This is a genomic window from Thermodesulfovibrionales bacterium (genome assembly GCA_026417875.1).
GTDB lineage: Bacteria > Nitrospirota > Thermodesulfovibrionia > Thermodesulfovibrionales > CALJEL01 > CALJEL01.
Map to the genome: position 1 here is coordinate 1 of JAOACK010000021.1, position 22333 is coordinate 22333.

Annotated in this window: 26 protein-coding genes and 1 tRNA gene; 5 read left to right on the forward strand and 22 right to left on the reverse strand. The window is 39.4% G+C overall.

The annotated features are described in order from the left end of the window. The 5 genes from N2257_05370 to N2257_05390 all read right to left on the reverse strand — a co-directional run. A partial coding sequence (locus tag N2257_05370; GenBank protein MCX7793816.1) for an AAA family ATPase occupies positions 1 to 1442 on the reverse strand: 1442 nt, incomplete at its 3' end. Next, the gene (locus N2257_05375; GenBank protein MCX7793817.1) at positions 1443 to 1787 is read right to left on the reverse strand and encodes a MerR family transcriptional regulator; all 345 of its coding nucleotides are present in this window, start codon (positions 1785 to 1787) and stop codon (positions 1443 to 1445) included. Beyond that, positions 1784 to 2857 carry a molecular chaperone DnaJ gene (dnaJ, locus tag N2257_05380; GenBank protein ID MCX7793818.1) on the reverse strand — a complete coding sequence of 358 codons (1074 nt, stop codon included), beginning with the start codon at positions 2855 to 2857 and terminating at the stop codon, positions 1784 to 1786. The genes N2257_05375 and dnaJ overlap by 4 nt, the downstream gene beginning before the upstream one ends. 127 nt (positions 2858 to 2984) lie before the next feature. After that, positions 2985 to 3878 (reverse strand): bifunctional 5,10-methylenetetrahydrofolate dehydrogenase/5,10-methenyltetrahydrofolate cyclohydrolase, encoded by an 894-nt coding sequence (locus N2257_05385; GenBank protein ID MCX7793819.1) that lies wholly within the window; start codon positions 3876 to 3878, stop codon positions 2985 to 2987. 48 nt (positions 3879 to 3926) lie between these two features. Beyond that, positions 3927 to 4343 (reverse strand): hypothetical protein, encoded by a 417-nt coding sequence (locus N2257_05390; GenBank protein ID MCX7793820.1) that lies wholly within the window; start codon positions 4341 to 4343, stop codon positions 3927 to 3929. Positions 4344 to 4486: 143 nt separating this feature from the next. Between N2257_05390 and N2257_05395 the strand changes: the two genes are divergently transcribed. Then, a tRNA-Lys gene (locus tag N2257_05395) sits at positions 4487 to 4562 on the forward strand. Here N2257_05395 and N2257_05400 read toward each other — a convergent pair. Continuing rightward, the gene (locus N2257_05400; protein ID MCX7793821.1) at positions 4563 to 4763 is read right to left on the reverse strand and encodes a hypothetical protein; all 201 of its coding nucleotides are present in this window, start codon (positions 4761 to 4763) and stop codon (positions 4563 to 4565) included. 283 nt (positions 4764 to 5046) lie between these two features. On the opposite strand from N2257_05400, the gene N2257_05405 reads away from it, so the two are divergent. The 3 genes from N2257_05405 to N2257_05415 all read left to right on the forward strand — a co-directional run bounded on the left by N2257_05405 (position 5047) and on the right by N2257_05415 (position 6743). Continuing rightward, the gene (locus tag N2257_05405; GenBank protein ID MCX7793822.1) at positions 5047 to 5619 is read left to right on the forward strand and encodes a rhodanese-like domain-containing protein; all 573 of its coding nucleotides are present in this window, start codon (positions 5047 to 5049) and stop codon (positions 5617 to 5619) included. Positions 5620 to 5803: 184 nt separating this feature from the next. Beyond that, a complete protein-coding gene (locus N2257_05410; GenBank protein MCX7793823.1) occupies positions 5804 to 6331 on the forward strand; it encodes a Slp family lipoprotein in 528 nt (175 codons plus the stop codon). A 49-nt stretch (positions 6332 to 6380) separates the two neighbouring features. Next, complete coding sequence (locus tag N2257_05415) at positions 6381 to 6743, forward strand: hypothetical protein (GenBank protein MCX7793824.1); 363 nt, start codon at positions 6381 to 6383, stop codon at positions 6741 to 6743. 1 nt (position 6744) lies between these two features. Here N2257_05415 and phoU read toward each other — a convergent pair whose 3' ends face one another. The 16 genes from phoU to N2257_05495 form a co-directional block, all read right to left on the reverse strand. Next, entirely contained in the window at positions 6745 to 7401 is a 657-nt protein-coding gene (gene phoU / locus N2257_05420; protein MCX7793825.1) for a phosphate signaling complex protein PhoU, read from the reverse strand. Then, complete coding sequence (gene pstB / locus N2257_05425; GenBank protein ID MCX7793826.1) at positions 7402 to 8178, reverse strand: phosphate ABC transporter ATP-binding protein PstB; 777 nt, start codon at positions 8176 to 8178, stop codon at positions 7402 to 7404. 5 nt (positions 8179 to 8183) lie between these two features. After that, entirely contained in the window at positions 8184 to 9110 is a 927-nt protein-coding gene (gene pstA / locus N2257_05430) for a phosphate ABC transporter permease PstA (GenBank protein ID MCX7793827.1), read from the reverse strand. After that, entirely contained in the window at positions 9111 to 10001 is an 891-nt protein-coding gene (gene pstC, locus N2257_05435; protein ID MCX7793828.1) for a phosphate ABC transporter permease subunit PstC, read from the reverse strand. It lies immediately after the preceding gene. Between the two features lie 137 nt (positions 10002 to 10138). Next, positions 10139 to 11140 carry a PstS family phosphate ABC transporter substrate-binding protein gene (locus N2257_05440; GenBank protein MCX7793829.1) on the reverse strand — a complete coding sequence of 334 codons (1002 nt, stop codon included), beginning with the start codon at positions 11138 to 11140 and terminating at the stop codon, positions 10139 to 10141. A gap of 197 nt (positions 11141 to 11337) precedes the next feature. Further along, positions 11338 to 11529: a hypothetical protein gene (locus N2257_05445; protein MCX7793830.1), complete on the reverse strand. Its 192-nt coding sequence runs from the start codon at positions 11527 to 11529 to the stop codon at positions 11338 to 11340. Between the two features lie 108 nt (positions 11530 to 11637). Next, positions 11638 to 12051, reverse strand: a complete 414-nt coding sequence (locus N2257_05450; GenBank protein ID MCX7793831.1) for a response regulator — start codon at positions 12049 to 12051, stop codon at positions 11638 to 11640. Beyond that, the gene (locus N2257_05455) at positions 12041 to 13231 is read right to left on the reverse strand and encodes an ATP-binding protein (protein MCX7793832.1); all 1191 of its coding nucleotides are present in this window, start codon (positions 13229 to 13231) and stop codon (positions 12041 to 12043) included. The genes N2257_05450 and N2257_05455 overlap by 11 nt, the downstream gene beginning before the upstream one ends. 215 nt (positions 13232 to 13446) lie before the next feature. After that, positions 13447 to 13605, reverse strand: coding sequence for a hypothetical protein (locus N2257_05460; GenBank protein ID MCX7793833.1), 159 nt, complete (start codon positions 13603 to 13605; stop codon positions 13447 to 13449). A gap of 94 nt (positions 13606 to 13699) precedes the next feature. Continuing rightward, on the reverse strand, positions 13700 to 14113 hold the full coding sequence (locus tag N2257_05465) for a phosphate-starvation-inducible PsiE family protein (GenBank protein MCX7793834.1): 414 nt from the start codon (positions 14111 to 14113) through the stop codon (positions 13700 to 13702). A 72-nt stretch (positions 14114 to 14185) separates the two neighbouring features. After that, positions 14186 to 14896 (reverse strand): metallophosphatase family protein, encoded by a 711-nt coding sequence (locus N2257_05470; protein MCX7793835.1) that lies wholly within the window; start codon positions 14894 to 14896, stop codon positions 14186 to 14188. A 6-nt stretch (positions 14897 to 14902) separates the two neighbouring features. After that, entirely contained in the window at positions 14903 to 16162 is a 1260-nt protein-coding gene (locus N2257_05475) for a ceramide glucosyltransferase (GenBank protein ID MCX7793836.1), read from the reverse strand. 8 nt (positions 16163 to 16170) lie between these two features. Next, positions 16171 to 16860 carry a PHP domain-containing protein gene (locus tag N2257_05480; protein MCX7793837.1) on the reverse strand — a complete coding sequence of 230 codons (690 nt, stop codon included), beginning with the start codon at positions 16858 to 16860 and terminating at the stop codon, positions 16171 to 16173. A 118-nt stretch (positions 16861 to 16978) separates the two neighbouring features. After that, positions 16979 to 18220, reverse strand: coding sequence for a family 1 glycosylhydrolase (locus N2257_05485; GenBank protein MCX7793838.1), 1242 nt, complete (start codon positions 18218 to 18220; stop codon positions 16979 to 16981). Positions 18221 to 18233: 13 nt separating this feature from the next. Next, on the reverse strand, positions 18234 to 19544 hold the full coding sequence (locus N2257_05490; protein MCX7793839.1) for an ATP-binding protein: 1311 nt from the start codon (positions 19542 to 19544) through the stop codon (positions 18234 to 18236). Continuing rightward, entirely contained in the window at positions 19541 to 20242 is a 702-nt protein-coding gene (locus tag N2257_05495) for a response regulator transcription factor (GenBank protein ID MCX7793840.1), read from the reverse strand. The genes N2257_05490 and N2257_05495 overlap by 4 nt, the downstream gene beginning before the upstream one ends. Positions 20243 to 20359: 117 nt before the next feature. Between N2257_05495 and N2257_05500 the strand changes: the two genes are divergently transcribed. Beyond that, entirely contained in the window at positions 20360 to 22333 is a 1974-nt protein-coding gene (locus N2257_05500) for a thioredoxin domain-containing protein (GenBank protein MCX7793841.1), read from the forward strand.

Sequence of the window (22333 nt, forward strand, 5' to 3'; positions counted from 1 at the left end):
ATATCCTCCTTGAGATTTCTTATCCTCAGTATCACCTCTTTTTCCTTCATCCACTGTGCTTTCAGTTCATCTCTTTTTAAAGAGAGCTCAGAAATCTCTTTATTGATTTTATCTAACATCTCCTTAGCGTTCTTTGAATCATCTCTCATAACTGCCTGTTTTTCTATCTCAAGCTGCCTCAGTCTCCTTTCAAGCTCATCAAGTTCAGCAGGCATGCTGTCTATCTCCATCCTGAGTTTTGCAGCAGCCTCATCAATAAGGTCTATTGCCTTATCAGGAAGAAATCTATCAGTTATATATCTATGAGAAAGCTGGGCTGCTGCAATCAAGGCTGAGTCCTTTATCTTTACGCCATGATGAACTTCATATCTCTCCTTAAGACCCCTCAGGATTGAGATGGTATCCTCTACGGATGGCTCCTTAACATATACTGGCTGGAATCTTCTTTCAAGAGCAGGGTCTTTTTCTATATGTTTTCTATACTCATCAAGTGTGGTGGCTCCAATACACCTGAGCTCTCCTCTCGCCAGGGCTGGTTTGAGCATATTTGATGCATCTATAGCACCTTCTGCAGCACCTGCTCCAACAAGGGTATGAAGCTCATCTATAAAGAGTATGATCTTTCCCTCTGATTCCTCAATCTCTTTCAGGAGTGCCTTGAGCCTTTCTTCAAACTCACCCCTGTATTTTGAACCCGCTATAAGGGCACCGAGGTCCAGTGCTATAACCCTCTTATCCCTCAGGGTCTCGGGAACATCACCTGCAACAATTCTCTGGGCAAGTCCTTCAACAATTGCGGTTTTACCAACACCCGGCTCACCAATAAGCACGGGATTATTTTTTGTCCTTCTTGAGAGAACCTGTATCACCCTTCTTATTTCTTCGTCCCTTCCTATTACAGGATCGAGCTTTCCACGCCTTGCGAGTTCAGTGAGGTCACGACTGTATCGTTCAAGTGCCTGGTATTTGTCCTCTGGATTTGGATCAGTAACTCTGTGAGTACCTCTTATCTTTTTAATTGCACTGACAATCTTTTCCTTTGATGCACCATGCCTTTCAAGTATTCTGGCTCCAGGACCTCCCTCCTCAATTATTGCCATCAAGAGATGCTCCACACTAACAAATTCATCCTGCAAATGCCTTGCCTCCTCAAAGGCCTTTTCAAACACTGACCTCAACCTTGATGATAGGTATATCTGACCGAAGGGGGTAGCACCTGATACCTTGGGAAATTTATCAATCTCCTTTTCAAGCTCTTTTTCAACTGCCTTTATGTCAGCACCAGCATCCCTTAGCGCTCTCGTTGCTACTCCTTCTTTATCTGATAGTAATGCCCTGAGAAGATGTTCAACCTGAAGCTCCTGGTTTCCGTGTTTTTCAGCTATTCTCTGGGCCTCCTGAATAGCTTCCTGTGCTTTTATTGTTAACCTGTCCAGTCTCATTTATTCCTCCTCCATTAATAGACTTTTTAATCTTTCCTTGAATCTGAACCTCAGGTCCTCATCAAGATAGCCCATCATCTCATCAATGAGTTCCTGAAGGAGAGAAAGCCTTTTCCTCAACCTAAGAATTATGTCCACACCAGCTTTATTAACACCAAGTTCTCTTGTAAGTTTAAGTATGAGATTAAGCCTTTCGACATCCTCATCAGAGTAATATCTGAATCGATTTAGTCTCTTTGGTACCACTAGCCCCTCTCTTTCATAAAGCCTTAATGTCTGGGGATGAACATTCAGCATCTGGGATACAATCCTTATCATGTAGAGGGGTCTCTGCCTGTTTCTCATTTATTATCCTCCTTTTTTAAAAGTCTTTTTCGAGGATTTTCACTGTAGAAAGAGCTCAATCTCTTTAAAATCATCTCTGCCTCATGGTTTATCCTGTCAGGAACAATAACCTTGATAATCGCATAGAGATCGCCATGAGTTCCGTGAGCACCTGGCATACCTTTGCCCTTAAGTTTAAATTTCTGACCGCTCTGTGTGCCTCCTGGTAAATTCATAATAGCAACTCCATCAAGAGTTGGAACCTCAATCTTTGCTCCGAGTGCTGCCTCCGGCACTGTGACAGGAACCTCTACATAAAGATCCTTGCCATCTCTTCTGAATAACTCATGAGGACTTATACTTACTTCTATATAAAGGTCTCCTGGTGGTCCTCCATATTCTCCAGCCTCACCCATACCGCGAACCTTTACCCTCTGACCATCCTCCACTCCAGGAGGTATCTTGACATTAATTGTCTCTGTCAGAACTATCTTTCCTGTTCCCCTGCACTCAGAACATAGCCTCGAAATCCTTTCACCACTACCCCTGCAGCTAGGACAGGTCTGTCTGAATGAAAAGAAGCCTCTTGAGCTGCCCACTGTACCGCTTCCCTTGCAGGTAGGGCAGGTCTCCACTGATTCCGCACCCCTTCCTTTGCATTTGGAACAGCTTATATGTCTGGTAATTGCTATGGGCTTTGTAACACCTCTATATGCCTCTTCCAGTGTTATTTCTGTCCTCGTAAGGATGTCACCGCCCCTTGTGGGTGAAGGCCTGTGTCTGCTGAAGAGGTCAGTAAACAGGTCTCCAAAACCAAAATCAAATATATCAGCAAAATCAGGCCTGCTGAAATCAAAACCCTCGAAGGTAAAAGTTGTCTCTCCCCTGTCGTACTGTTTGCGCTTCTCGGGATCACCAAGAACTGAATAAGCCTCGTTTATCTCTTTAAATTTCTCCTCAGCCTCTTTATTGCCAGGGTTAAGATCAGGGTGGTATTTTCTTGCAAGCCTTCTGTACGCCTTTTTGATCTCTTCGTCAGAGGCATTCCTGTCAACTCCAAGAATCTTATAATAATCCTTAGTACCAACCATCTTATACTCCTTTACTGGATTTTTATTATACAAATTGATATGAATCTTGTCAAGATATAAAAAAATTTTAAAAAAATCAAGGCATTATCTAAATCTAAACTAAACCCGGCTGCATGTAATTTAAAAACTAAAGTCTTGCCATTGCAGACTTCACGGTATTTTCTAAAAGCATTGCAATAGTAACAGGTCCTACCCCCCCTGGAACAGGTGTTATATAAGATGCCTTTTTTGAAACACCTTCAAAATCAACATCACCAACGACCCTACCGTCAGGAAGTACATTTATTCCGATGTCTACAATAACAGCACCTTCCTTAACCATATCTGATGTTATAAGGCCTGGTTTACCTGCAGCAACACAGAGTATATCAGCCTGTCTGGTGAATTCTTTCAGATCAGGGGTTTTTTTATGGCAGACCGTGACAGTAGCTTCCTTTGCAAGAAGCATCAGCGAAAGTGGCTTACCAACAGCAAGGCTTTTTCCGATAACTACAGCATGTTTTCCCTCAATTTCTATATTATAGTGTTCGAGAAGTCTGATAACCCCGAAAGGAGTACAAGGCAAAAAACCAAACTGCTTTGCAAGGGCAGGATCAAATCCCTCCTTATAGAGCTGGAACGTTGATTCCTCTGCAGCAAACTTACCTATGGCAACAGAGCCAAGACCATCAACATCCTTTTCTGGAAGAATGGAATTTACAATCTTTCTTGGATTCAACCTCTTAGGCAGAGGGAAAAAGACAATTAATCCATGAATCCTCTCATCGCTGTTAATAGAGTGAACGGTATTTAGTATCTCGTTCATGCTTGCATCCTCAGGAAATCTGAATTCATAGGGCACGACTCCGGTTGCTTTACAGGCCCTGATGGTTGCCCTGAGATATTGCTGGGAAGCTGAATTTTCTCCTACAAGAAGTAGCCCGAGACCGACACGGATGCCTTCCTCGCCAATCCTTTTTACATCCTCAACAACTTTTTCTTTAATCCTTCTCGCCAGACTCAAACCTTCCATTATTATCATAAGATCATCTCCTTTGTGAAACTTTTTTAATCAGAATTAATTGATCGATTATCCAATAAGAGTGACATCCCTGACAAAGGAAGCAACAACAAAGACCTTTATATTATTGCTGTCTCCGTCTGTTGGAATAAGGAAAAACCCCTTCTTCTTTCCCGATTCAAGAAAAAAACCTTTTTCCCAGGGCATATCACCTTCCACATAACCTGTGAGTGATTCTCCATCCTTAAATTTTATAAAGACTCTCTTTAATCTCATATTAATGCCAGTGAATGCCTTTCTTTCGTTATAATCTTGCCTGCCCTCAAAGGTCTTCACAAAGAATATTGCCTTTAGTTCATTTATATTTACATTCTTTTTATCACCAGAGAGGTCCTGGATGCTCACAGTATCCTTATCAGCAGAAAAAGATTCAAGATAACCCTTCAGAACCCTACCGTCAGAGAATCTTAATACTACCCTGTCCATTTCTTATAAACTATCAGACTACTATAATGGTGTCAAGTTTTTTAAAAGAACTCAAAAGCTGAAAATCTTTAACTATAAAAAAAGATTTTGAAAATCAATTCTGGTTGACGGAAGCAAGTATTTTTTGTTTTACTATATATTGTGGGCCGTTAGCTCAGCAGGTAGAGCAGCTGACTCTTAATCAGCGGGTCGGAGGTTCGAATCCTCCACGGCTCACCACTAATGCCATATTACAGGTTTGCCATCTTTTCTTAAACCGGAAGTTATTTCCTCTTCCTCCTCTTCTGTTATAAGCATCTCGGTAACAAGTGCCTTAAGGGCTTCTGTCCTTTCAGGAGGTATATGAAATTCTTCTTCAAATCTTCTTATCTCAAATAATAATAGCCCGAGATAACCATCTATACCTCTGAATATTCCCATTCTCTTACCTCCTTTTCATTTTTGAGGCCACATGCATATTCTGTGCCTGTAAATAACTTTTTATAAGAATTTATTTACAAAAAATTTTTACTTCCATTCTGACAATTTTTGACACCCTGATTTATCAAAAATTGTCCATTCTTTGATTTTTTTAAAGCTATATTAGCGATAAATTAAAAAGTTTCTTAAAATCAGAATGGTATATTTATTGCTATCCTGACACGGAGGGTTAAAAGCTCCTTCCTGAGTATTCAGGAGAATCTTTTTACAGGAGGTAATAATAATGAAAAAGTCTTGTCTCTGTCTTCCGGTTATCCTGATTGCTTTATTCTCATTTCCACTCCTAATTAATGCTGAAGACGGTGTTGGTGCTTATGTGAATAGCAACAAGGGTACACCAATCCCAAACGGTCACTATGGTCTTATTGCAAAATATGCAGACCAGTTTCTAAGTGGCATCGCCCACAGGACAATCTATGCTGCCACACTCGTTGACGGAGTTGACCTTCCGGATGTTGCTGATGAACTTTCAGATTTCTTTTTACTTGATATAAGAAGACCAGCTGATTACTGCGCGGGTCATATAAAAGGAGCTGTAAATATCCTTTTTGAGGAGGTGGCAAAACCCGAAAATCTTATAAAACTTCCCTCAGATAAACCCATCCTTATAATATGTTACACAGGTCACACAGCAAGCCAGATCAATGCTATACTCAATATGCTTGGTTATGATGCCTGGACACTCAGATTCGGAATGACCTCATGGAGGAATGTCAGCCCCACAAGGGTCTGGTCATCACGCCAAACACCTCAGAATATTTATGGTGGAAATTACCCAATAGAGACCTGCCAGTAAGTGACAATAATCCGGGAGCAGTGCATGAAAGCACTGCTCCCCTATTTACATCCGTTTCACAAATCTTTCAGAACAATTTCTTAAAGTCCAGCTTTTATAATTTTACGCTTTTTATATTTATTTAAAAATTACAACAAATATTTAATTATGAGTATTTTATGGTAAAATTATACAGGAGGAAAAAATGAAGATGTTGAAACTATCTTTAATATCAATGCTTGTCTTATGTGCATCCTGCGCAACTCCCGTGCTTAAAAAAGAGATACTTACACAGGCAGAGGTGGCTGATCCCGCAAAGATTAAGGCAGCTCCAGAGGCATCAAAGGCCAGGCTCTTCATACTTGGAGGACTTATTGTAACTGTCAGGAATGAGCAGAGCGGTTCCATGATTGAGGCTGTATTTATCAGGGCAGATGAAAAGGGTCATCTAAAAGAGAGAGAATATGGACCGAGATTCCTGGCAAGAACAGCTGATTTTATTGATCCTGTTATATACAAGGCAGGAAGAAAGATTACCATAGCAGGAGAATTCTCGGGTTTTGAAAAAGGCAAGATAGGAGATATGGAGTATGATTATCCTGTCTTCCTGATAAAGGATATTTACCTCTGGCCTGAAGAAAAGATATACGAGGCTCCCCCCTGGTGGTACGACCCCTGGTATTACTGGTGGTATGATCCGTGGTGGAGATACAGGTATCCATACTGGTATTAAACCTGAGAGATTATACTTAATTATCCTCTAAGTGCATTCTGTTTAAGATATGACAGAAATAAAACTCATCCATGATATTATAGTAAACTCAATAAAAAAGCGATTATCAAGGGAATTTCCTGAGATAAAGATAAATCCCTACGGAGAAAGGTCTTATGCCTTTCAGGACCTCTATCCTGACCTGATAATCTCAGCCCAGGGCATGGTAATTTCTGTTATTGAGGTGGAGACAGAAGAGACCCTTTCAGAACAGAAGGTCACTGAATGGAAGAGATTGGTAGATTCGGGCATAAAACTCACAGTTGTCGTTCCAAAGACCGAAAAGGTTAAGCTTACAGATATGCTCTGGAATAACGGTCTTGCCGGAAAAATAGGAATAGGAACTTTTGAGATAAATATAAATCTTCCCTGAATTATTCAACCTTTGTGTGCCTTATCATCTTCCCCTCAACCATATAGACAACCATCTCGGCAATATTAGTTGCATGGTCTGCAATGCGCTCAATATACTTGGCAATATATGTGATCTTCACAGCCCTTGATACAGTCTTGGGATCCTGGATCATGAAAAAAAGAAGTTCATTGAACACCTGCACAACAAGTCTGTCTACCTCATCATCCCTCTTTATCACATCATAGGCTATCTGGGGGTCTCTCCTTACAAAGGCATCAAGGACATCTATAAGCATACCCTGGGCAATCTCGGCCATTCTGGGTATATCTATATAGGGCTTGAGTGGTGGCTCTTCATTAAGTTCAATTGCCCTCTCGCATATGTCTTCTGCAAGGTCACCCATTCTTTCAAGGTCTGTTGTTATCTTCATTGCAGTTGTAATGAATCTCAGATCACCTGCCTTGGGCTGTCTTAGAGCAATGAGTCTTATGCATTCTTCATCTATCTCCACATCAAGGGCATTTATCTGGTGATCCTTTTTTATGACCTCTCTTGCAAGATCGCTGTCCCTCTCAACAAGGCTCTTAATTGAATCCCTTATAGCCGCCTCAACAAGAAGACCCATCTTTAAGACCTTTTCCTTGAGATTCCTCAATTCCTCATCAAAAACAGCCATTTATCCGAACCTCCCCGTTATATAGTCCTCAGTCAACTTTTCTGAAGGATTGGTGAATATTTTATCAGTTCTGCCGAATTCTATTAATTCACCAAGCATCATAAAACCTGTCCAGTCTGAAATCCTGGCAGCCTGCTGCATGTTATGGGTAACGATTAATATTGTAACACTTTTCTTTAAATCCACCATAAGCTCTTCTATTTTTGCAGTTGCTATTGGATCAAGAGCTGATGTTGGCTCATCAAAAAGAAGTATCTCTGGATCTGTGGCTAAGGCCCTTGCTATACATAACCTTTGTTGCTGTCCACCAGATAATTCAAAGGCTGATTCGTGTAATCTATTTTTAACCTCATCCCACAAAGCTGCCTTTATTAAGGACATCTCTACTTTCTCATCAAGAATACTTTTCTTCTTTATTCCTCTTATCCTTAAACCGTAGGCAACATTTTCATAAATAGACTTAGGGAAAGGATTGGGTTTCTGAAAAACCATACTTATTCTCATCCTCACAGCAATCGGATCAATTCCTTGAGACAGGATATTAATATTCTCAGGATAAAGAAAAATTGAACCTTCATATCTGTTATTAGGATAGAGGTCATGCATCCTGTTAAAACACCTCAATAAAGTTGTTTTACCGCAGCCTGAAGGTCCAATAAGAGCTGTAACCTTATTTTTTTCAACAGGCATATTAATACCTTTTAAAGCATGAACATCTCCGTAATAAAAATTAAGATTCTTCACCTCTGCCTTTAAGTCTCTCGGGTAATTTGTCATAGAACCTACCACCTGATTTTTTTTCTGAATTTGTATCTAATATAAATTGCTATAGCATTCATTAATAAAGTCATTATTAAAAGAATAATACCAGCAGCTGCAGCGTTAAGATGAAATTCCTTCTGAGGTCTGGATACCCAGTTAAACATCTGAATTGGAAGTACGGTAAAAGGATCCATCAGCCATTTAAAGGAAATAAAAGGAAATTCAGATATAAGGGGGGAGGAGGGAAGGAAGGCGATGAATGTTAGTGCTCCTACTGTTATAATTGGAGCCGTCTCTCCGATTGCTCTAGAAAGTCCTATAATTATGCCTGTTAATATACCTCCCATGGAATATGGTAAAATATGCCATCTCACTGTCTGCCACTTTGTTGCACCAAGTGCATAAGAGGCCTCTCTGATTGAATTAGGAATCGCCCTTATAGATTCCCTTGTTGCCATTATTATTATTGGCAGTATAAGAAGTGCAAGGGTTAGACCTCCTGTGAGTATGCTCTCCCCTAATTTGAAAAAATACACGAATAATCCAAGGGCTAACAGCCCATAAACAATGGAAGGCACTCCCGCAAGATTGGATATGTTTATTTCAATTATATTTGTTAACCAGTTTTTTCGTGCATATTCTTCAAGGTAAACTCCGGCAGCAATTCCTAAAGGAACAGCGGCACAGGCAGTTACAATCATAACAAGGAAAGTCCCTACCCATGCTGAAAGTATTCCGGCCTCTTCAGGGAATCTTGAAGGGAAGGAGGTAAGAAATTTATAGCTTAATCTGGAAAAACCATCTATAACTAGATCTACAAAAAGTACTAAAAGTAAAAGAAGCCCTACAAGTGTAGATATAAGACCTACGATAAGAAATATCTGGTCCCAGAACTTTGAAATTGATATTCGTTTTTTTAAATATTCATTCTCTGAATTTTTGTTCATTTAGTAAGCTTCCCTTATCTTTTTTCTTAAAAAGAATCCTATTATATTTAGAATAAGTGTGATAAAAAATAAAACTATCCCAGCTGCAAATATTGTACGGTATTCCATAGTGCCATGGGGCACATCTCCAAGACTCACCTGCACAATATAGGAGGTCAGTGTCTGAACAGGTTCTAATGGGTTGGCTGTAAAATTTGGCATCATACCTGCAGCAATAGCCACCACCATAGTTTCTCCGATAGCCCTTGAAACACCCATTATAAAGGCAGCAGATATGCCTGAAAATGCTGCTGGTATAATTACTTTAAAGGCAGTCTGGAATTTCGTAGCACCCATGGCATAAGAGCCCTCTCTTATATGCATGGGTACTGCCTTCATTGCGTCTTCACTTACAGAACTTACATAGGGAATTATCATTATACCGATTATTATCCCAGGGCTTAAGGCGTTAAATCCTGATAGATCAGGAATTATCTTCTGTAGTAAAGGTGTAAGAAAAAGAAGTGCAAAGTATCCATAGACAACTGTAGGAACTGCCTCAAGAAGCTCAAGTATGGGTTTTACAGTCTCTCTGAATTTGTGAGGTGCATATTCACTGAGATAAATAGCAGCTGTAAGACCAAGTGGCACAGCTACAATTAATGCTATAATTGTTATAAGAAAGGTACCTGCCACAAGAGGTAATATACCAAATTTTGGATCAGCAAAAAGGGGAGTCCAGACCGTACCTGTAAGAAATTCAACTAAGGATACTTCCTTAAAAAAGCCAAAGGACTCATAAGAAAGAATAAAAACAATAGATACTGTAATAAAAATGGATGATAGGGCACCCAGAAAAAGAGATGCCTCTATCATATGCTCTTTTATTTTTTGTTTAATCTTTGATTTCATATGTTCAATATTATGAATTTTTTATGTTACAAAAATATTACAATAATGTTAAAGGCATGTTACGAATATTAAGAAGCTCAGATAGCCGGGGGTTAGCCCCCCGGCATGTTAAGAAAATAAACTAGGAAATAAAATTTTTATTTTTCTGCTTCGCGTTTGAGAAGATCCTCTATTTTTACTCCAACCTCTGCTTCACCACCAAACATTGTACCTGTCTTTCTTTTAGCAAATCTCTCTTCTGCAAGCTTGTAGGCCCTTTCAGGTAGGGGTACATACTTTACCTGTTTTACAAGTTTTGAAGCATTTTTCAGATAAAATTCTACAAACTCTTTAACTTCGGGTTTTTCTGCAGCACTTTTATTTACATAGATAAAAAGAGGTCTTGAAAGGGGCTGGTATGAACCATCCATAACAGTCTCCATTGATGGAAGAACTGCCTTGCCAGTCTTAGGATTAACTATAGCAACAAGCTTTAATTTGTCCTTATTTTCTTCATAATAGGCAAGTCCGAAAAAGCCCAGGGCATTTCTGTCTCCAGCTATACCCTGAACGAGTACATTGTCATCTTCACTTGCCGTAAAGTCACCTCTTGATGCCTTTGCCTTACCAACTATTGCTTCTGTGAAATAATCAAATGTCCCTGAATCAACACCTGCACCGTAAAGTTTCAAAGGTGCATCAGGCCATTCCGGTCTTACCTGATTCCATTTCATGATCTTACCCTGTGCTTCGGGCTCCCATATCTTTTTAAGCTCCTCAACTGTCATCTTATCAACCCATGTATTTTTAGGATTTACCATTACAGCAAGGCCATCGTATGCAATGGGCAGCTCTATATACTCAATTCCAGCTTCCTTACAGGCATCGATCTCTTTTTTGAGTATAGGTCTTGAGGCATTGGATATATCTGTCTCTCCCCTACAGAATTTCTTGAATCCTCCACCGGTTCCAGATATTCCAACGGTTACCTTAACTGCACCCTTCTTTGCCTTCTGGAATTCCTCCGCTACAGCTTCTGTAATAGGATAAACAGTGCTGGAGCCATCGATCTTGACAATCTTTTCTTGAGCATGGAGAATTGATGTTTTGGTAAACATCATCATCAATGCAAGGCTTAACAAAAGCAGTCTCTTAAACATTCTTCTACCTCCTTTTAAAGGATTAATTTCTAAACCAGTGATCCCTTGAAAACTAAGGTGTCGCAAAATATCTGTGTCTTATAATTATGTTTTAAACCTTATTGACCACCCCCTTTCTGACTTTTATTTGGAGCCATTTAGGATATCTCAGTTGCATTGTTAAAAATAGAAATGCATTATAATTTTGTTAAAAATCATCAGGCTACTCCCATATGCTCCCTTGCAAAAGCAATCAGTGAGTAAATATAAAATACGCATGCCTCATAATGTCTGCTCATACATAGGCTCAGATCAGCGTCCTCAAGCTCGATGATGAGCTTATGGTTGATATTACAAAACTTTCCATCAGGGACTTCACCTAAATAGGGACATGTTATAGAGCCTGCCATAATTTTCTCCTTTCTAGAAGAATTGAACCTTAAATAGGCTAAAACATTTATGTTAAATTAATGTTACATGCCTGTGAATTTTTTGTAAAAGCCTTAAAATCAAATGACCTAATTTTCCTGTTTACTAATAGAACACTGTTTCTGTCCTGCGCCTGACATAAGGTAGTAAGCGACTTTTGTCCTGAGCTCACATAAGTTACCCTTGCATATATAACCTTTCACTTTATATTCAGCAACAGCCTTTCTGAGTGAATCCTCATCATTAGATGAATAAAATACAACTGGAATTGATCTTGTTTTATCATTTGATTTTAAAAGAGTGGCAAGTTTTTCTCCTGAAAGTCCTGGCATATTAACATCAAGTAAAACAAGATCAGGTCTTATATTTCCTATGATAGCAGTTGAACCAAAGGCTCCCTGATGGATAATTACCTCATATCCTTCACCTTCAAGAATTTCTTTTGTTGCAATTAGATGTCTTTCATCATCATCAATGATTAGAACCCTATGTTTACGTTCCATAGTACTCCTCCTTTTTATAGATTAAAGGAAGAAGGACCTCAAATGTGGTACCCTCTCCATATTTGCTTGAAACAGAAATTTTTCCTCCTAGAAGATCTACAAGATTTTTTGTTATGGTTAATCCGAGGCCTGTACCTTCGTATCTTCTTGTCTTTACATCCTCAAGCTGACTGAAGGCAGTAAAAAGCTTCTGGAGGTCCTCTTTCTTTATTCCTATGCCTGTATCACTAACTTGAATTTTTACATGCCCATCTTCTTTTAAAAGAGAAAGAGTTATCCTTCCCCTCTCTGTAAATTTTGCTGCATTACTCGTAAGATTAATTAATATCTGCCTAACCTTAACTGGGTCGGACTCCAAGATTAAAGTACTGTAAGATGAAAGGAGTATTACCTCAACAGGCTTATTTCCTAAAAGAACACGAGTTGTCTCAATAACCTCACGCATTAATGAAAGGAGGTCAAATTCCTCAATAAATACCTCCATCTTTCCTGCCTCTATCTTTGCAAGATCAAGGATATTATTTATTACCGCCTTAAGGTTTGCTGCACTTGACATCAAAAGCGAAAGCCTGTCCTTGAGCTGGTCAATATAACCTTTCTCAGCAGATATCCTCATGAGTTCAGCAAGCCCCATGATGGCATTAACTGGTGATCTCAGTTCATGAGTCACATGGGCAATAAACTGAGATTTCAACGCATTCAATCTCTCCAGTTCCTTTGCTCTTTCATGTGCAAGCTCCTTCTGTATTATGCTATTTGCAAGTGCATTACTCTGCTGGATTATGAGCTGTTTAACAGAAAGCAGTCCTTTATAATAACCATGATCATCCACTACAACAATGTCATCATAAATGTCTTCTGGCGGTCTATCCAGTGCCATTTCTATAGCCACATCCAATCTCTCTGCTTCATTTATTATTAGTGGCTCAGGATCAGCTATCAAAATAACCGGCTTCTTTCCGTAAAGCTCAAATCCATACCTCCTAAACAGAGTAAATAGCAATTTTGGTCTTGTTACAAGAGCTACAGGTTCACCGCATTCCACGAGGGCTATTGCCTCTCTCTTTGCCGACTCAAAAAATCTCTCAGCTACAAGATTTGTCAAAGTATTCGGTGCTAACCATTCTCTGGAGGTTATCAACTTTCCAACTGCTGGAGAAACCAAATCTGATAACTCCATCTCTGACTCCTTACTTTCTTAAAGCAAACCCAGAATATTCTGAGTTTAACTAATATACTTTCCTTACCCAAGCTACTGTCTCTTAAATATAGCAATCTCTATACTTATCACTGAGACAAATATCTATACTGACTCCTCAATGTACTCAACTGATATAACAGCAATCCTGCAGTAAAGACAGCAAAAATCGTCTTCTAAAAATAGGCAGACCTTCTTCATACCCGCTCATTACCATCTAAGGCCACACACTCTCTAATACCCTCATCACTTTTTAACAATAGCTCATCCACCACATAGATATCAAAAAGACAGTCACTATCTGAATAGAATCGGATGATGTAAACTCCATCAATCTCTTCAATAATCGCTTTCATACTTCCTCCTTATTGCCAGTGCATGATCATTAAGATTATACCTGCTATTAATAGGCTCATAATCAGAATGTCCTCAATTCTCTGTAAGAATTCTTTATTCATGTTTAACCTCCTTTCTATCAGGAGAATAGATTACTGCCAGTACCCTTATGCCTCCAAGCACAAGCAAGAGTACGGCAAGGGCAATTATCTCCTGTGCACCTGTATTATGATGATAGAGCCCTATCATTATCTCTCTCAGTATAAATACCATTACAGCATCCACGATAAAGGTTATCTTGAGTCTGTGTACCTCAAAATAATCAATAATACTCCTCAGGAGCTCTATAACTATGAACATGGTGAGGATATTTGTTACCATTATGTCAAAGCCCTTAGATATCTGCTCACTCTTAAATACAACCTTAAGATCAAGATAGACCCTTGCAATTCCTATCATGAGTGTCAGAATCACAAGGGGTATCAGAAGTTTGATTATTATGTCAGTTACCTTTTTAAAGATTCTCATGGTGGATTATAAAATTAATAAGTTAAATGGCTATGAAAGAGAGATTAAATTTAAGTTAAATAACTGCTCAGGCTATATACCCTTTCTGAGACATTCTGAGAAATAAGGTGGAAGCCCGCTGGCAATTATGGCAGATGTAATCTTTTCTATGTCATAAGGTATCCTTAAAAATTCTGTTTTTATATCTTTTTCTTCTATATCAACAACACACAGACAGGCCCTGGGATCTCCATCCTTCGGTCTACCAACACTTCCAGCATTAATGAATATCTTATTTCCTATATCCTTTCTGTAAGGAAGGTGGGTATGACCGTAAATCATTATATCTGCTCCGGCTCTATCAGCCATCTGTAGAAAGAACTTTTCATCCCTTTCTTCATACCAGTAAAGATTATTCTTTATTGGCGTTGCATGAAATATCTTTATCTTCCAGCCATGAATCTCAAGTTCTATCTGAAAGGGAAGTGACCTCATATATTCCCTGGTACGCTCTGTAGCATGCCTCTTGGTCCATTCAAAGGCTATCTGTGCCATCTCCGCCTGAAGGGGATCCTCGTATCTGCATCCACAGTGTTCTTTGTTATGCGCCACTGCATAGTCATAGTTTCCCTGCACACCATCTATATTATGCTCAATCAGGAAATCGACTACCTCATTTAAAAAGGGTGCATAACCTCCAAGATCACCTAGGTGATAAATCTTGTCCACTTTCTGTGACAGAGATTCATTGTAGACAGCCCTTAAGGCTTCTATATTTCCATGAATATCACCAAGGATAGCCATCTTCATTCATGCAAACCTTGTCTTTATTGCATCTATTATTCTGTATCTTAAAGCACTCACACCTGTATCAGGAAGCGCAGAGAGCAAGGAGTTTTTTCCTATAATATACCTGTTACCTCTCCATACAACAGTATTGCTTACAAATGGAATGAACCAGATAAATCCTATCAGGATATCCTTTAATGGTGATAACAGATAATATATCTTTGAAGAGGCAGGAATATGTTCAGTTTCATTCTTTCTTATAATGGCATCCAGAGAGTAATCAGAAAGGATTTTCAGGACACTAACAAGGAGTGCAAAGGATATTGTTATGTCTGATATCTCCATTAATGCCAGAGGAAGGAATGACAGAAATACCGGGTTACAGAGCAGCTCGGAAAAATATCTTATACCACCTATCTTCCACCTTATCTTGCCCCATCTTGTGTGTCTGTTCATAAATCTTCTGATGTTCCAGTATTCATTGACATTCTTGATCATGTGGCGTGAGAGTATGACTTTCTTACCCTTCTTGTGTATCTCCTTACCGATAATGTAGTCCTCTGCAAGGATATCCTTGAAAGCCTCGAGTCCTCCAATACTCTCAAGATCACTCTTTCTCATAAGCATTGATTTTCCAATAACACAGGGCATCTTTAAAAATCTATCGAGAAAGCATACACTTCCAAGTATAAAAGTGTTGAGGTGGAGATTTTCAAAGATCGAGCCGATAGACCTTCCTCCGGTGCCTCTTATGAGGTTGGTTACAAGGCCAACCTCCTGGTCCTCCATGTGCTTCATTATTTCCCTGAGATAATTTTTATCAACCATTACATTACTATCGCTTATGAGTATATAATCATATTTAGCAGCCCTGTATGCTGGTATGAGATTGTTGATCTTGGGGTTCAGGCCGCTGTAATTTCTCTCAACTATGATAGAGATATCTTTTTCAGGATATCTGTCCTTTATCTTTCTTGCTATCCTGTAGGCAGGGTCATTATGGTCCTGAAGAGAAAAGATTATTTCGTACTCAGGATAGTCAAGCTTACAGAAACTCTCAAGGTTATCCAGAAGATTATCATCAAGTCCTTTGAGTGGTTTAAGGATAGATACAGGAGGCTGAAAAGGAGCACCTGGTTCTCTGTCCGAGGATGAGCTGATGTCTCCGTAATCAGAATCATGTTTTTTGTTCTTAAATGTCATCCATACAGCAACTATCTGTAAAAGATAGGCAGTAAAACCAAGAACTGTCAGGGCTGCTGAGATATAAAATATTTCCATGCTTCCTCCTAATTTCTGAATAGTGTTATGGCTACTCCCCTGTTATTTCTTATGCATTCCTTTATTGCTTCAACATTCTTTTCGCAGTTAAGAAGTGTCTTCCATGAATAAAGATGTCTTGCCTTGTGAAAATCACTGTTTGCTATGTAAGGGTATTTCTTAAGGCTTATAACATTAAAAACATCATCCCTGTTTGCAATCTCCCAGGCGTCTATGTATTTTGCATACCTTTCCCTGTTATTCCATAGAAAGAGGGTATCCCTTGTTATATCGCTTGTGTGATGGGGATGGCAAGCTACAATAAGGGCATCCTGCTCTTTTGCCCTGAGAAATATCTGCTCGTAGCTTAGACAGGCCGGAATAAACTCCTTTATGTCAATTATTAGGATATGAGCTGACCTTTCAGGTGAAATATAATTCTTGCTTATCTCTACTCCAGGTATAACGAGCATCCCGTATTTATTCCATGCCCTCTCTGCCTCATATCTTATCTCTGAGATGTATTCAACAAAGTTTTCCTCAACAACCGAGAGTCTGAATCTCCTTGCCAGCTGACCTATAGAACTGTCTCCATTAACTACATGGTCTGTTATTGCTATTACATCAAATCCTGCCTGACCAAATATATCAACTACCTTTCTTAACTCCAGTGAGCCATCGGAGTACTTAGTATGAATATGAAAATCACAGAGGAGCATCACTATAGCCTGACCTGTTTTTATTTATAAACTCCATGCTAACATTAGGATAGGATATTAAAATTAAGTGAGTATTAAGAGAGGGTTAAATTTTTGTCACAAAAGCCGCTACAGGCTTTTAAAATTTCCTGCTTTTTATGATGTATGAATAATAGGCAGCAGCACTGGTAGGTTTTCGCTCAAGGGTATCAAAATCCACCTTATACAGACCGAATCTTGCATCAAGACCCTGAAGCCATTCATAGTTGTCTATTAGGGACCAGTAAAAATATCCCCTCACATCAATACCATCTCTTATACACTTTTCAAGGACATCAATATGTCTCTTCATAAATTTTATCTTCTTTTCTGAATCATGAGTGGCAATACCGTTTTCAGTTATTATTATCGGTACATTCAGCCTGGAGGCATATCTTAAAACCCTTTCAAGACCATGAGGATATATCTCCCATCCCATGTCTGTAAGTCCGTAACCATCAATATCCCTGTGCCTCAGCTCTATACCCATTTTTTTGAAGGGATTAAATCTTATATGAATTCTTGTGTAATAATTCACTCCAAAAAAATCAAGTTTTCCCTTTATGGGGACATCCATTTCAATGCTCTTTTTAAAAGGCAGTCTCAGTCTCAACCTTCCTGTAATAAAGGCATCAATTAGAGAATGATTGTAAAAATATTTTGCAATCTCTGAAAGTAGCCTGTCTAAAGGGTTTAACCTCCTCCATGGTGCAAAGACTGCCATGTTATGGGCAAGGCTTACCCTGGCATCGGGTATTTTTGAATGAATAACCTCATAAGCCATGGCATGACAGACAAGGATATTTTTTAAGGCCTTTATTGCCAGTGAGAGATCCCTGATCCCTGGAGGCATACAGCCCTCCAGATAACCACCGAGCAGAAGGACATAGGGTTCATTAAAGGTTATCCAGTACCTCACATCCTTTATCTCATCAGTTATCCTTTCTACATAATTTAAAAATTTCTCTATGGATGCATCCTCATGCCAGGGATATTTTTTAATGAACCATAAGGGATGGGTAAAGTGATGAAGGGTTACCATTGGTTCTATATCGTTATCAATAAGGATCTTCACTATCTCCTTATAACGCTTAAGGGCTTTTTCATCCCAGAGGATTTCTTTTGGCTGGATTCTGCTCCATTCAAAGGAAAAGCGGTAGGCATTAACACCCAGTTCCTTAAGCAATAAAAGGTCATCTTTATAAAGGTCATAGTGGTTTGTTATATCAGGTCTTGCACTGAGTATCTCATCCCAGGACGTCCAGTCAGCATAGGGAGAACCCTCAAGCTGAAAGGCAGATGTCGATACACCCCATAAAAAGGTCCTGCTATTGTCCGCCATAAAATATTGACCCTTATCCTGTAATTATCTTTACCTTTGTCCCTTTTCCCGGTGTGCTTTCGATCTCCATATCCCACCCATGGGCCTTAACAAGGTGCTTGACGATCGCAAGCCCAAGACCAGTGCCACCCAGTTCCCTTGACCGGGCCCTGTCAACCCTGTAAAATCTTTCTCCAAGTCTGGACAGATGCTTCTTTTCTATTCCGCATCCCGTATCTTCAACAAAGATGGTTATCCTTCCTCCACTGTCATAAGCCCCTACCGTGACACCACCAAATTCAGTAAACTTTATACCGTTATCAATCAGGTTCAGTAGTATCTGTGATAATCTATCCCTGTCAGCCCTTATTACTGTTTCTTCAGGAACCATCTTTTTAAGATAAAGACCCTTAGCCTTTGCCTTTTCTTCCATTAGCAGAAAAAGGGAATCTACAAGTTCTGACAGATGAATCTCAATTAATTCTAATCTTATCTCTCCCTGCTCTATGGCTGAAAGGGTAAGGAGATCACTCACGAGTGAATTGAGCCTTTCACTGTGCTTTTTTATGATCTCAAGAAACTTCTCTGCATTTTCCCTGTCCTCCATCGCACCATCAAGGAGTGTCTCTGCAAAACCCTTGATTGCTGTGATAGGAGTCTTTATCTCATGGGCTACATTTGCAACAAAATCCCTCCTCACCTGCTCAAGCCTTTTGATTCTGGTTATGTCATAGAAGGTCATCATTATGCCGAATTCAACAGGTGATGCTGTTACTGAAAGATGTCTACCATCTCTTAAAGGGATCTCCCTGGTAATTGAACCTTTAAGGGATCTTGCATCCTCCATCAAAGAGATGAGCTCAGCCTCTCTGAGAATCTCTGTAACTGTCATATCTTTGTATGGATTGCCAAAGCCAAGCAGTTCCTGAAGTCCTCTGTTTAGAAGAACCACCCTGTTGTCATCTCCAATTATTAACACCCCTTCTTTCATGTTCTGGAATACCTTTTCTAATGTCTCCTTCTCTTTTTTAAGCTCCCTCAGCCTTATCTCAAACTCCGAGGCAAGATCCATTATTCCGGTCAGGATATCTCCAAGTCTGTTTTCTCTATCAGGAATAATTCCTGCATCCCTGTTATCAAAATCATGCCTGCGAATGTGATAGAGAAAATTTATGATTCTATTTATCTCTCCTTTCAGTCTTTCAGACCATAAAAACCAGATCGTTATAAAAGAGACAATTATAAGAAGATAGGATATAAATCTGGGCAATTTAAAATATATTTCGAGAGCAGCTATAAGAAGAAGTGCTCCAATAAAAAAACAGATCATGCTTTTTTTATTCATGAAACCTCTTCAGCCTCAATATAATATCCAGCACCCCTCCTGGTCTTTATATATCTTGGATTTGATGGGTCATCCTCTATCTGTTCCCTGATCCTTCTTATATGAACATCAACAGTCCTCGGCTCAACAAATACCTCATTACCCCATACTGCATCAAGCAACTGCTCTCTGGAAAATATTCTGCCTTTCCTTTCTGCCAGATAAAGAAGGAGCCTGAATTCTGTCGTACTCAATCTGATCTCTCTGTTCTTTACCCTAACGGAATATCTTTCCCTGTCTATCTCAAGATCTCCTATCTTTAAAATCTTTTCCATAGTTTCTGGTTTTCTAGATATCCTTCTGAGGAGGGCCTTGACCCTTGCTATCAGTTCCCTGGGGCTGAATGGTTTTGTAACATAATCATCAGCGCCCATCTCAAGACCTATTACCCTGTCGATCTCCTCACCCTTTGCTGTGAGCATTATCACAGGTATGTGAGAAAGCCTGGCATCAGATCTTATAACCCTTAAGACCTCAAGACCATCCATCCCTGGAAGCATGAGGTCAAGAATTACAAGGTCAAATCCATTATCTTTCAGTTTTGAAAGGGCATCAGGACCATCATAGGATGCAGCTGTGGAAAAGCCCTCTTTTTTAAGATTGTAGGATACAAGCTCTACAAGGTCCTTTTCGTCATCAACTATGAGTATCCTTTTCATAGTATTTAATATTACAGAAAAATCAGTTTACGTTACAAGGTAGTCCGAAAAGAAGATGACTTAATTTTAAGTTTAACAGAAAAACTTCTATGTGCTATTATACTTTATATTGAGATCATGAACAGATTGATAAATGAAAAATCAGCTTATCTCAGGCATGCAGCATCCCAGAAGATTGACTGGTATCCATGGTCAGATGAGGCCTTTGAGAGAGCAGGCAGGGAAGATAAACCTGTATTTTTAAGCTCAGGTGCTATATGGTGCCACTGGTGTCATGTAATGGCAGAGGAGAGTTTTAATGATGAAGAGGTAATAGAAATCCTGAATAAGGACTTTATATGTATAAAAATTGACAGGGACGAAAGACCAGATATAGACAGAAGACTTCAGCTTGCTGTTCAGGCAATAACCGGCACAGGTGGATGGCCCCTCAGTGTATTTCTTACACCTGAAGGAAAACCCTTTTTTGGAGGAACCTATTTTCCTCCTGATGACAGATACGGTAGACCAGGATTCAAAAGGATTCTTAAAAAAGTTCTTGATTTCTACAGAAAAAACAAAGATACCCTCATGGAGCAATCTTCAAGGCTCATGGATTTAATTTCTGAAAAAAAGACAGCCAGAGGCAATCTTGAGTCTGATCTAATAGAATTAGCAAGGTCAGCTATTATATCAGCCTATGATCCCCAGAATGGTGGCTTTGGAAGAGCACCAAAATTTCCCATGCCAGGAACTTTTGAATTTCTGATAAACAGGATATTTTTTGAAGGTAATGACAGTATCCTGACCAGAATCTTAAACACCACCCTTAAATCAATGGCAAAAGGTGGCATTCATGACCAGATAGGAGGAGGTTTTCACAGATATTCCACTGATGAGGTATGGATAATACCCCATTTTGAGAAACTATGCGATGATAATGCCTGGCTTCTGAGAAATTATATTGATGCCTACAGTCTAACTGGTTTACCATACTATGAAGAAGTGGCAAAGGGAATAATAAATTTCATACAGACCACCCTTTATGACCGTGATGGTGGTTTCTATGCCTCTCAGGATGCTGATGTAACACCTGATGATGAGGGCGGTTATTTCACCTGGACCTATCAGGAGATAAAGGGACTTCTCGATGAGAAGGAATTAATAGTCATTACAGAACATCTCTTTCATGAAAAAGGTTCGATGCACCATGCACCTTATAAGAAAGTCCTCTTTGTTGTTCAGGAACCAGAGGAGATTGCAGAAAAGCTATCAATGAAGACAGAGGAGATCAGGGAGATAATCAGTAGGGCGAAGAGCAAACTACTAGCAGCAAGAAGGAAGAGGCAGGAACCCTTTGTTGATAGAAATATTTATACATCCCTTAATGGAATGATGATAACTTCCTTTCTAAAGGCAGCAAGATTCCTGGGTATAGATGACTGCGAAGAAGTGGCGCTTAAGAGTCTGAATAGGGTTTTTTCAATTAGATACCTGAATGGTGAGCTATTTCATTCAGAAAATGTAAAGGCATTACTTGATGATTATATTTATATAATCGAGGCCCTTCTTGCAGCTTATGAGAGTACAGGGAGCAGAGATTATTTGAGGAAGGCCTCAGAATTGATGGATAAATGCATTGAAAGATTTTATGACAGTGAATCAGGTGGTTTCTTTGATACAGAGGAAGCAGTACTGGGCATCAGACTTAAGACAATTGAGGATATCCCCCACCCATCAGCAAACAGCCTTGCCATAATTATGCTTCTTAAGCTCTTTCATCTTACAGATAAAAGGACCTATCTTGAACTTGCAGAAGATTCTCTAAGAGCCTTTTCAGAAAGGGCTCAGGAGGCCGGGATCCTTTGCAGTTACTATTTTGTAGCCCTCGACTGGTATCTCAACATGCTCAGACTCTCAATTTATGGAGGAGAACTCAAAAAAACAGTACTCAAAACCTTCAGACCTTATATCACCATTCATTATCCTCAAGGAGAAATATTCTTTGCCTACGAACAAAAGAGCTATATCCTTCCCTGCCTGAGGGAAAGATGCCTTGAGCCCATCTCAGAAAAAGAGGAGTTCCTGAGATTTATTAAGGAATATAAATAA

Bases quoted from the DNA above. Each gene is read 5' to 3' on its own strand.
- N2257_05440 (MCX7793829.1), bottom strand. From the start codon at position 11,140: ATGTTTAAGAGACTGCTTTTGTTAAGCCTTGCATTGATGATGATGTTT.
- N2257_05480 (MCX7793837.1), bottom strand. From the start codon at position 16,860: ATGCTCCTCTGTGATTTTCATATTCATACTAAGTACTCCGATGGCTCA.
- N2257_05405 (MCX7793822.1), top strand. From the start codon at position 5,047: ATGAAAAAGTCTTGTCTCTGTCTTCCGGTTATCCTGATTGCTTTATTC.
- N2257_05475 (MCX7793836.1), bottom strand. From the start codon at position 16,162: ATGGAAATATTTTATATCTCAGCAGCCCTGACAGTTCTTGGTTTTACT.
- N2257_05495 (MCX7793840.1), bottom strand. From the start codon at position 20,242: ATGAAAAGGATACTCATAGTTGATGACGAAAAGGACCTTGTAGAGCTT.
- pstB (MCX7793826.1), bottom strand. From the start codon at position 8,178: ATGACAAATTACCCGAGAGACTTAAAGGCAGAGGTGAAGAATCTTAAT.
- N2257_05460 (MCX7793833.1), bottom strand. From the start codon at position 13,605: ATGAAAGCGATTATTGAAGAGATTGATGGAGTTTACATCATCCGATTC.
- pstA (MCX7793827.1), bottom strand. From the start codon at position 9,110: ATGAACAAAAATTCAGAGAATGAATATTTAAAAAAACGAATATCAATT.
- N2257_05450 (MCX7793831.1), bottom strand. From the start codon at position 12,051: ATGGAACGTAAACATAGGGTTCTAATCATTGATGATGATGAAAGACAT.
- N2257_05455 (MCX7793832.1), bottom strand. From the start codon at position 13,231: ATGGAGTTATCAGATTTGGTTTCTCCAGCAGTTGGAAAGTTGATAACC.
- dnaJ (MCX7793818.1), bottom strand. From the start codon at position 2,857: ATGGTTGGTACTAAGGATTATTATAAGATTCTTGGAGTTGACAGGAAT.
- N2257_05400 (MCX7793821.1), bottom strand. From the start codon at position 4,763: ATGGGAATATTCAGAGGTATAGATGGTTATCTCGGGCTATTATTATTT.
- N2257_05465 (MCX7793834.1), bottom strand. From the start codon at position 14,113: ATGAGAATCTTTAAAAAGGTAACTGACATAATAATCAAACTTCTGATA.
- pstC (MCX7793828.1), bottom strand. From the start codon at position 10,001: ATGAAATCAAAGATTAAACAAAAAATAAAAGAGCATATGATAGAGGCA.
- N2257_05390 (MCX7793820.1), bottom strand. From the start codon at position 4,343: ATGGACAGGGTAGTATTAAGATTCTCTGACGGTAGGGTTCTGAAGGGT.
- N2257_05415 (MCX7793824.1), top strand. From the start codon at position 6,381: ATGACAGAAATAAAACTCATCCATGATATTATAGTAAACTCAATAAAA.
- N2257_05500 (MCX7793841.1), top strand. From the start codon at position 20,360: ATGAACAGATTGATAAATGAAAAATCAGCTTATCTCAGGCATGCAGCA.
- N2257_05490 (MCX7793839.1), bottom strand. From the start codon at position 19,544: ATGAATAAAAAAAGCATGATCTGTTTTTTTATTGGAGCACTTCTTCTT.
- N2257_05445 (MCX7793830.1), bottom strand. From the start codon at position 11,529: ATGGCAGGCTCTATAACATGTCCCTATTTAGGTGAAGTCCCTGATGGA.
- N2257_05375 (MCX7793817.1), bottom strand. From the start codon at position 1,787: ATGAGAAACAGGCAGAGACCCCTCTACATGATAAGGATTGTATCCCAG.
- N2257_05485 (MCX7793838.1), bottom strand. From the start codon at position 18,220: ATGGCGGACAATAGCAGGACCTTTTTATGGGGTGTATCGACATCTGCC.
- N2257_05470 (MCX7793835.1), bottom strand. From the start codon at position 14,896: ATGGCTATCCTTGGTGATATTCATGGAAATATAGAAGCCTTAAGGGCT.
- N2257_05385 (MCX7793819.1), bottom strand. From the start codon at position 3,878: ATGATAATAATGGAAGGTTTGAGTCTGGCGAGAAGGATTAAAGAAAAA.
- phoU (MCX7793825.1), bottom strand. From the start codon at position 7,401: ATGGCTGTTTTTGATGAGGAATTGAGGAATCTCAAGGAAAAGGTCTTA.
- N2257_05410 (MCX7793823.1), top strand. From the start codon at position 5,804: ATGAAGATGTTGAAACTATCTTTAATATCAATGCTTGTCTTATGTGCA.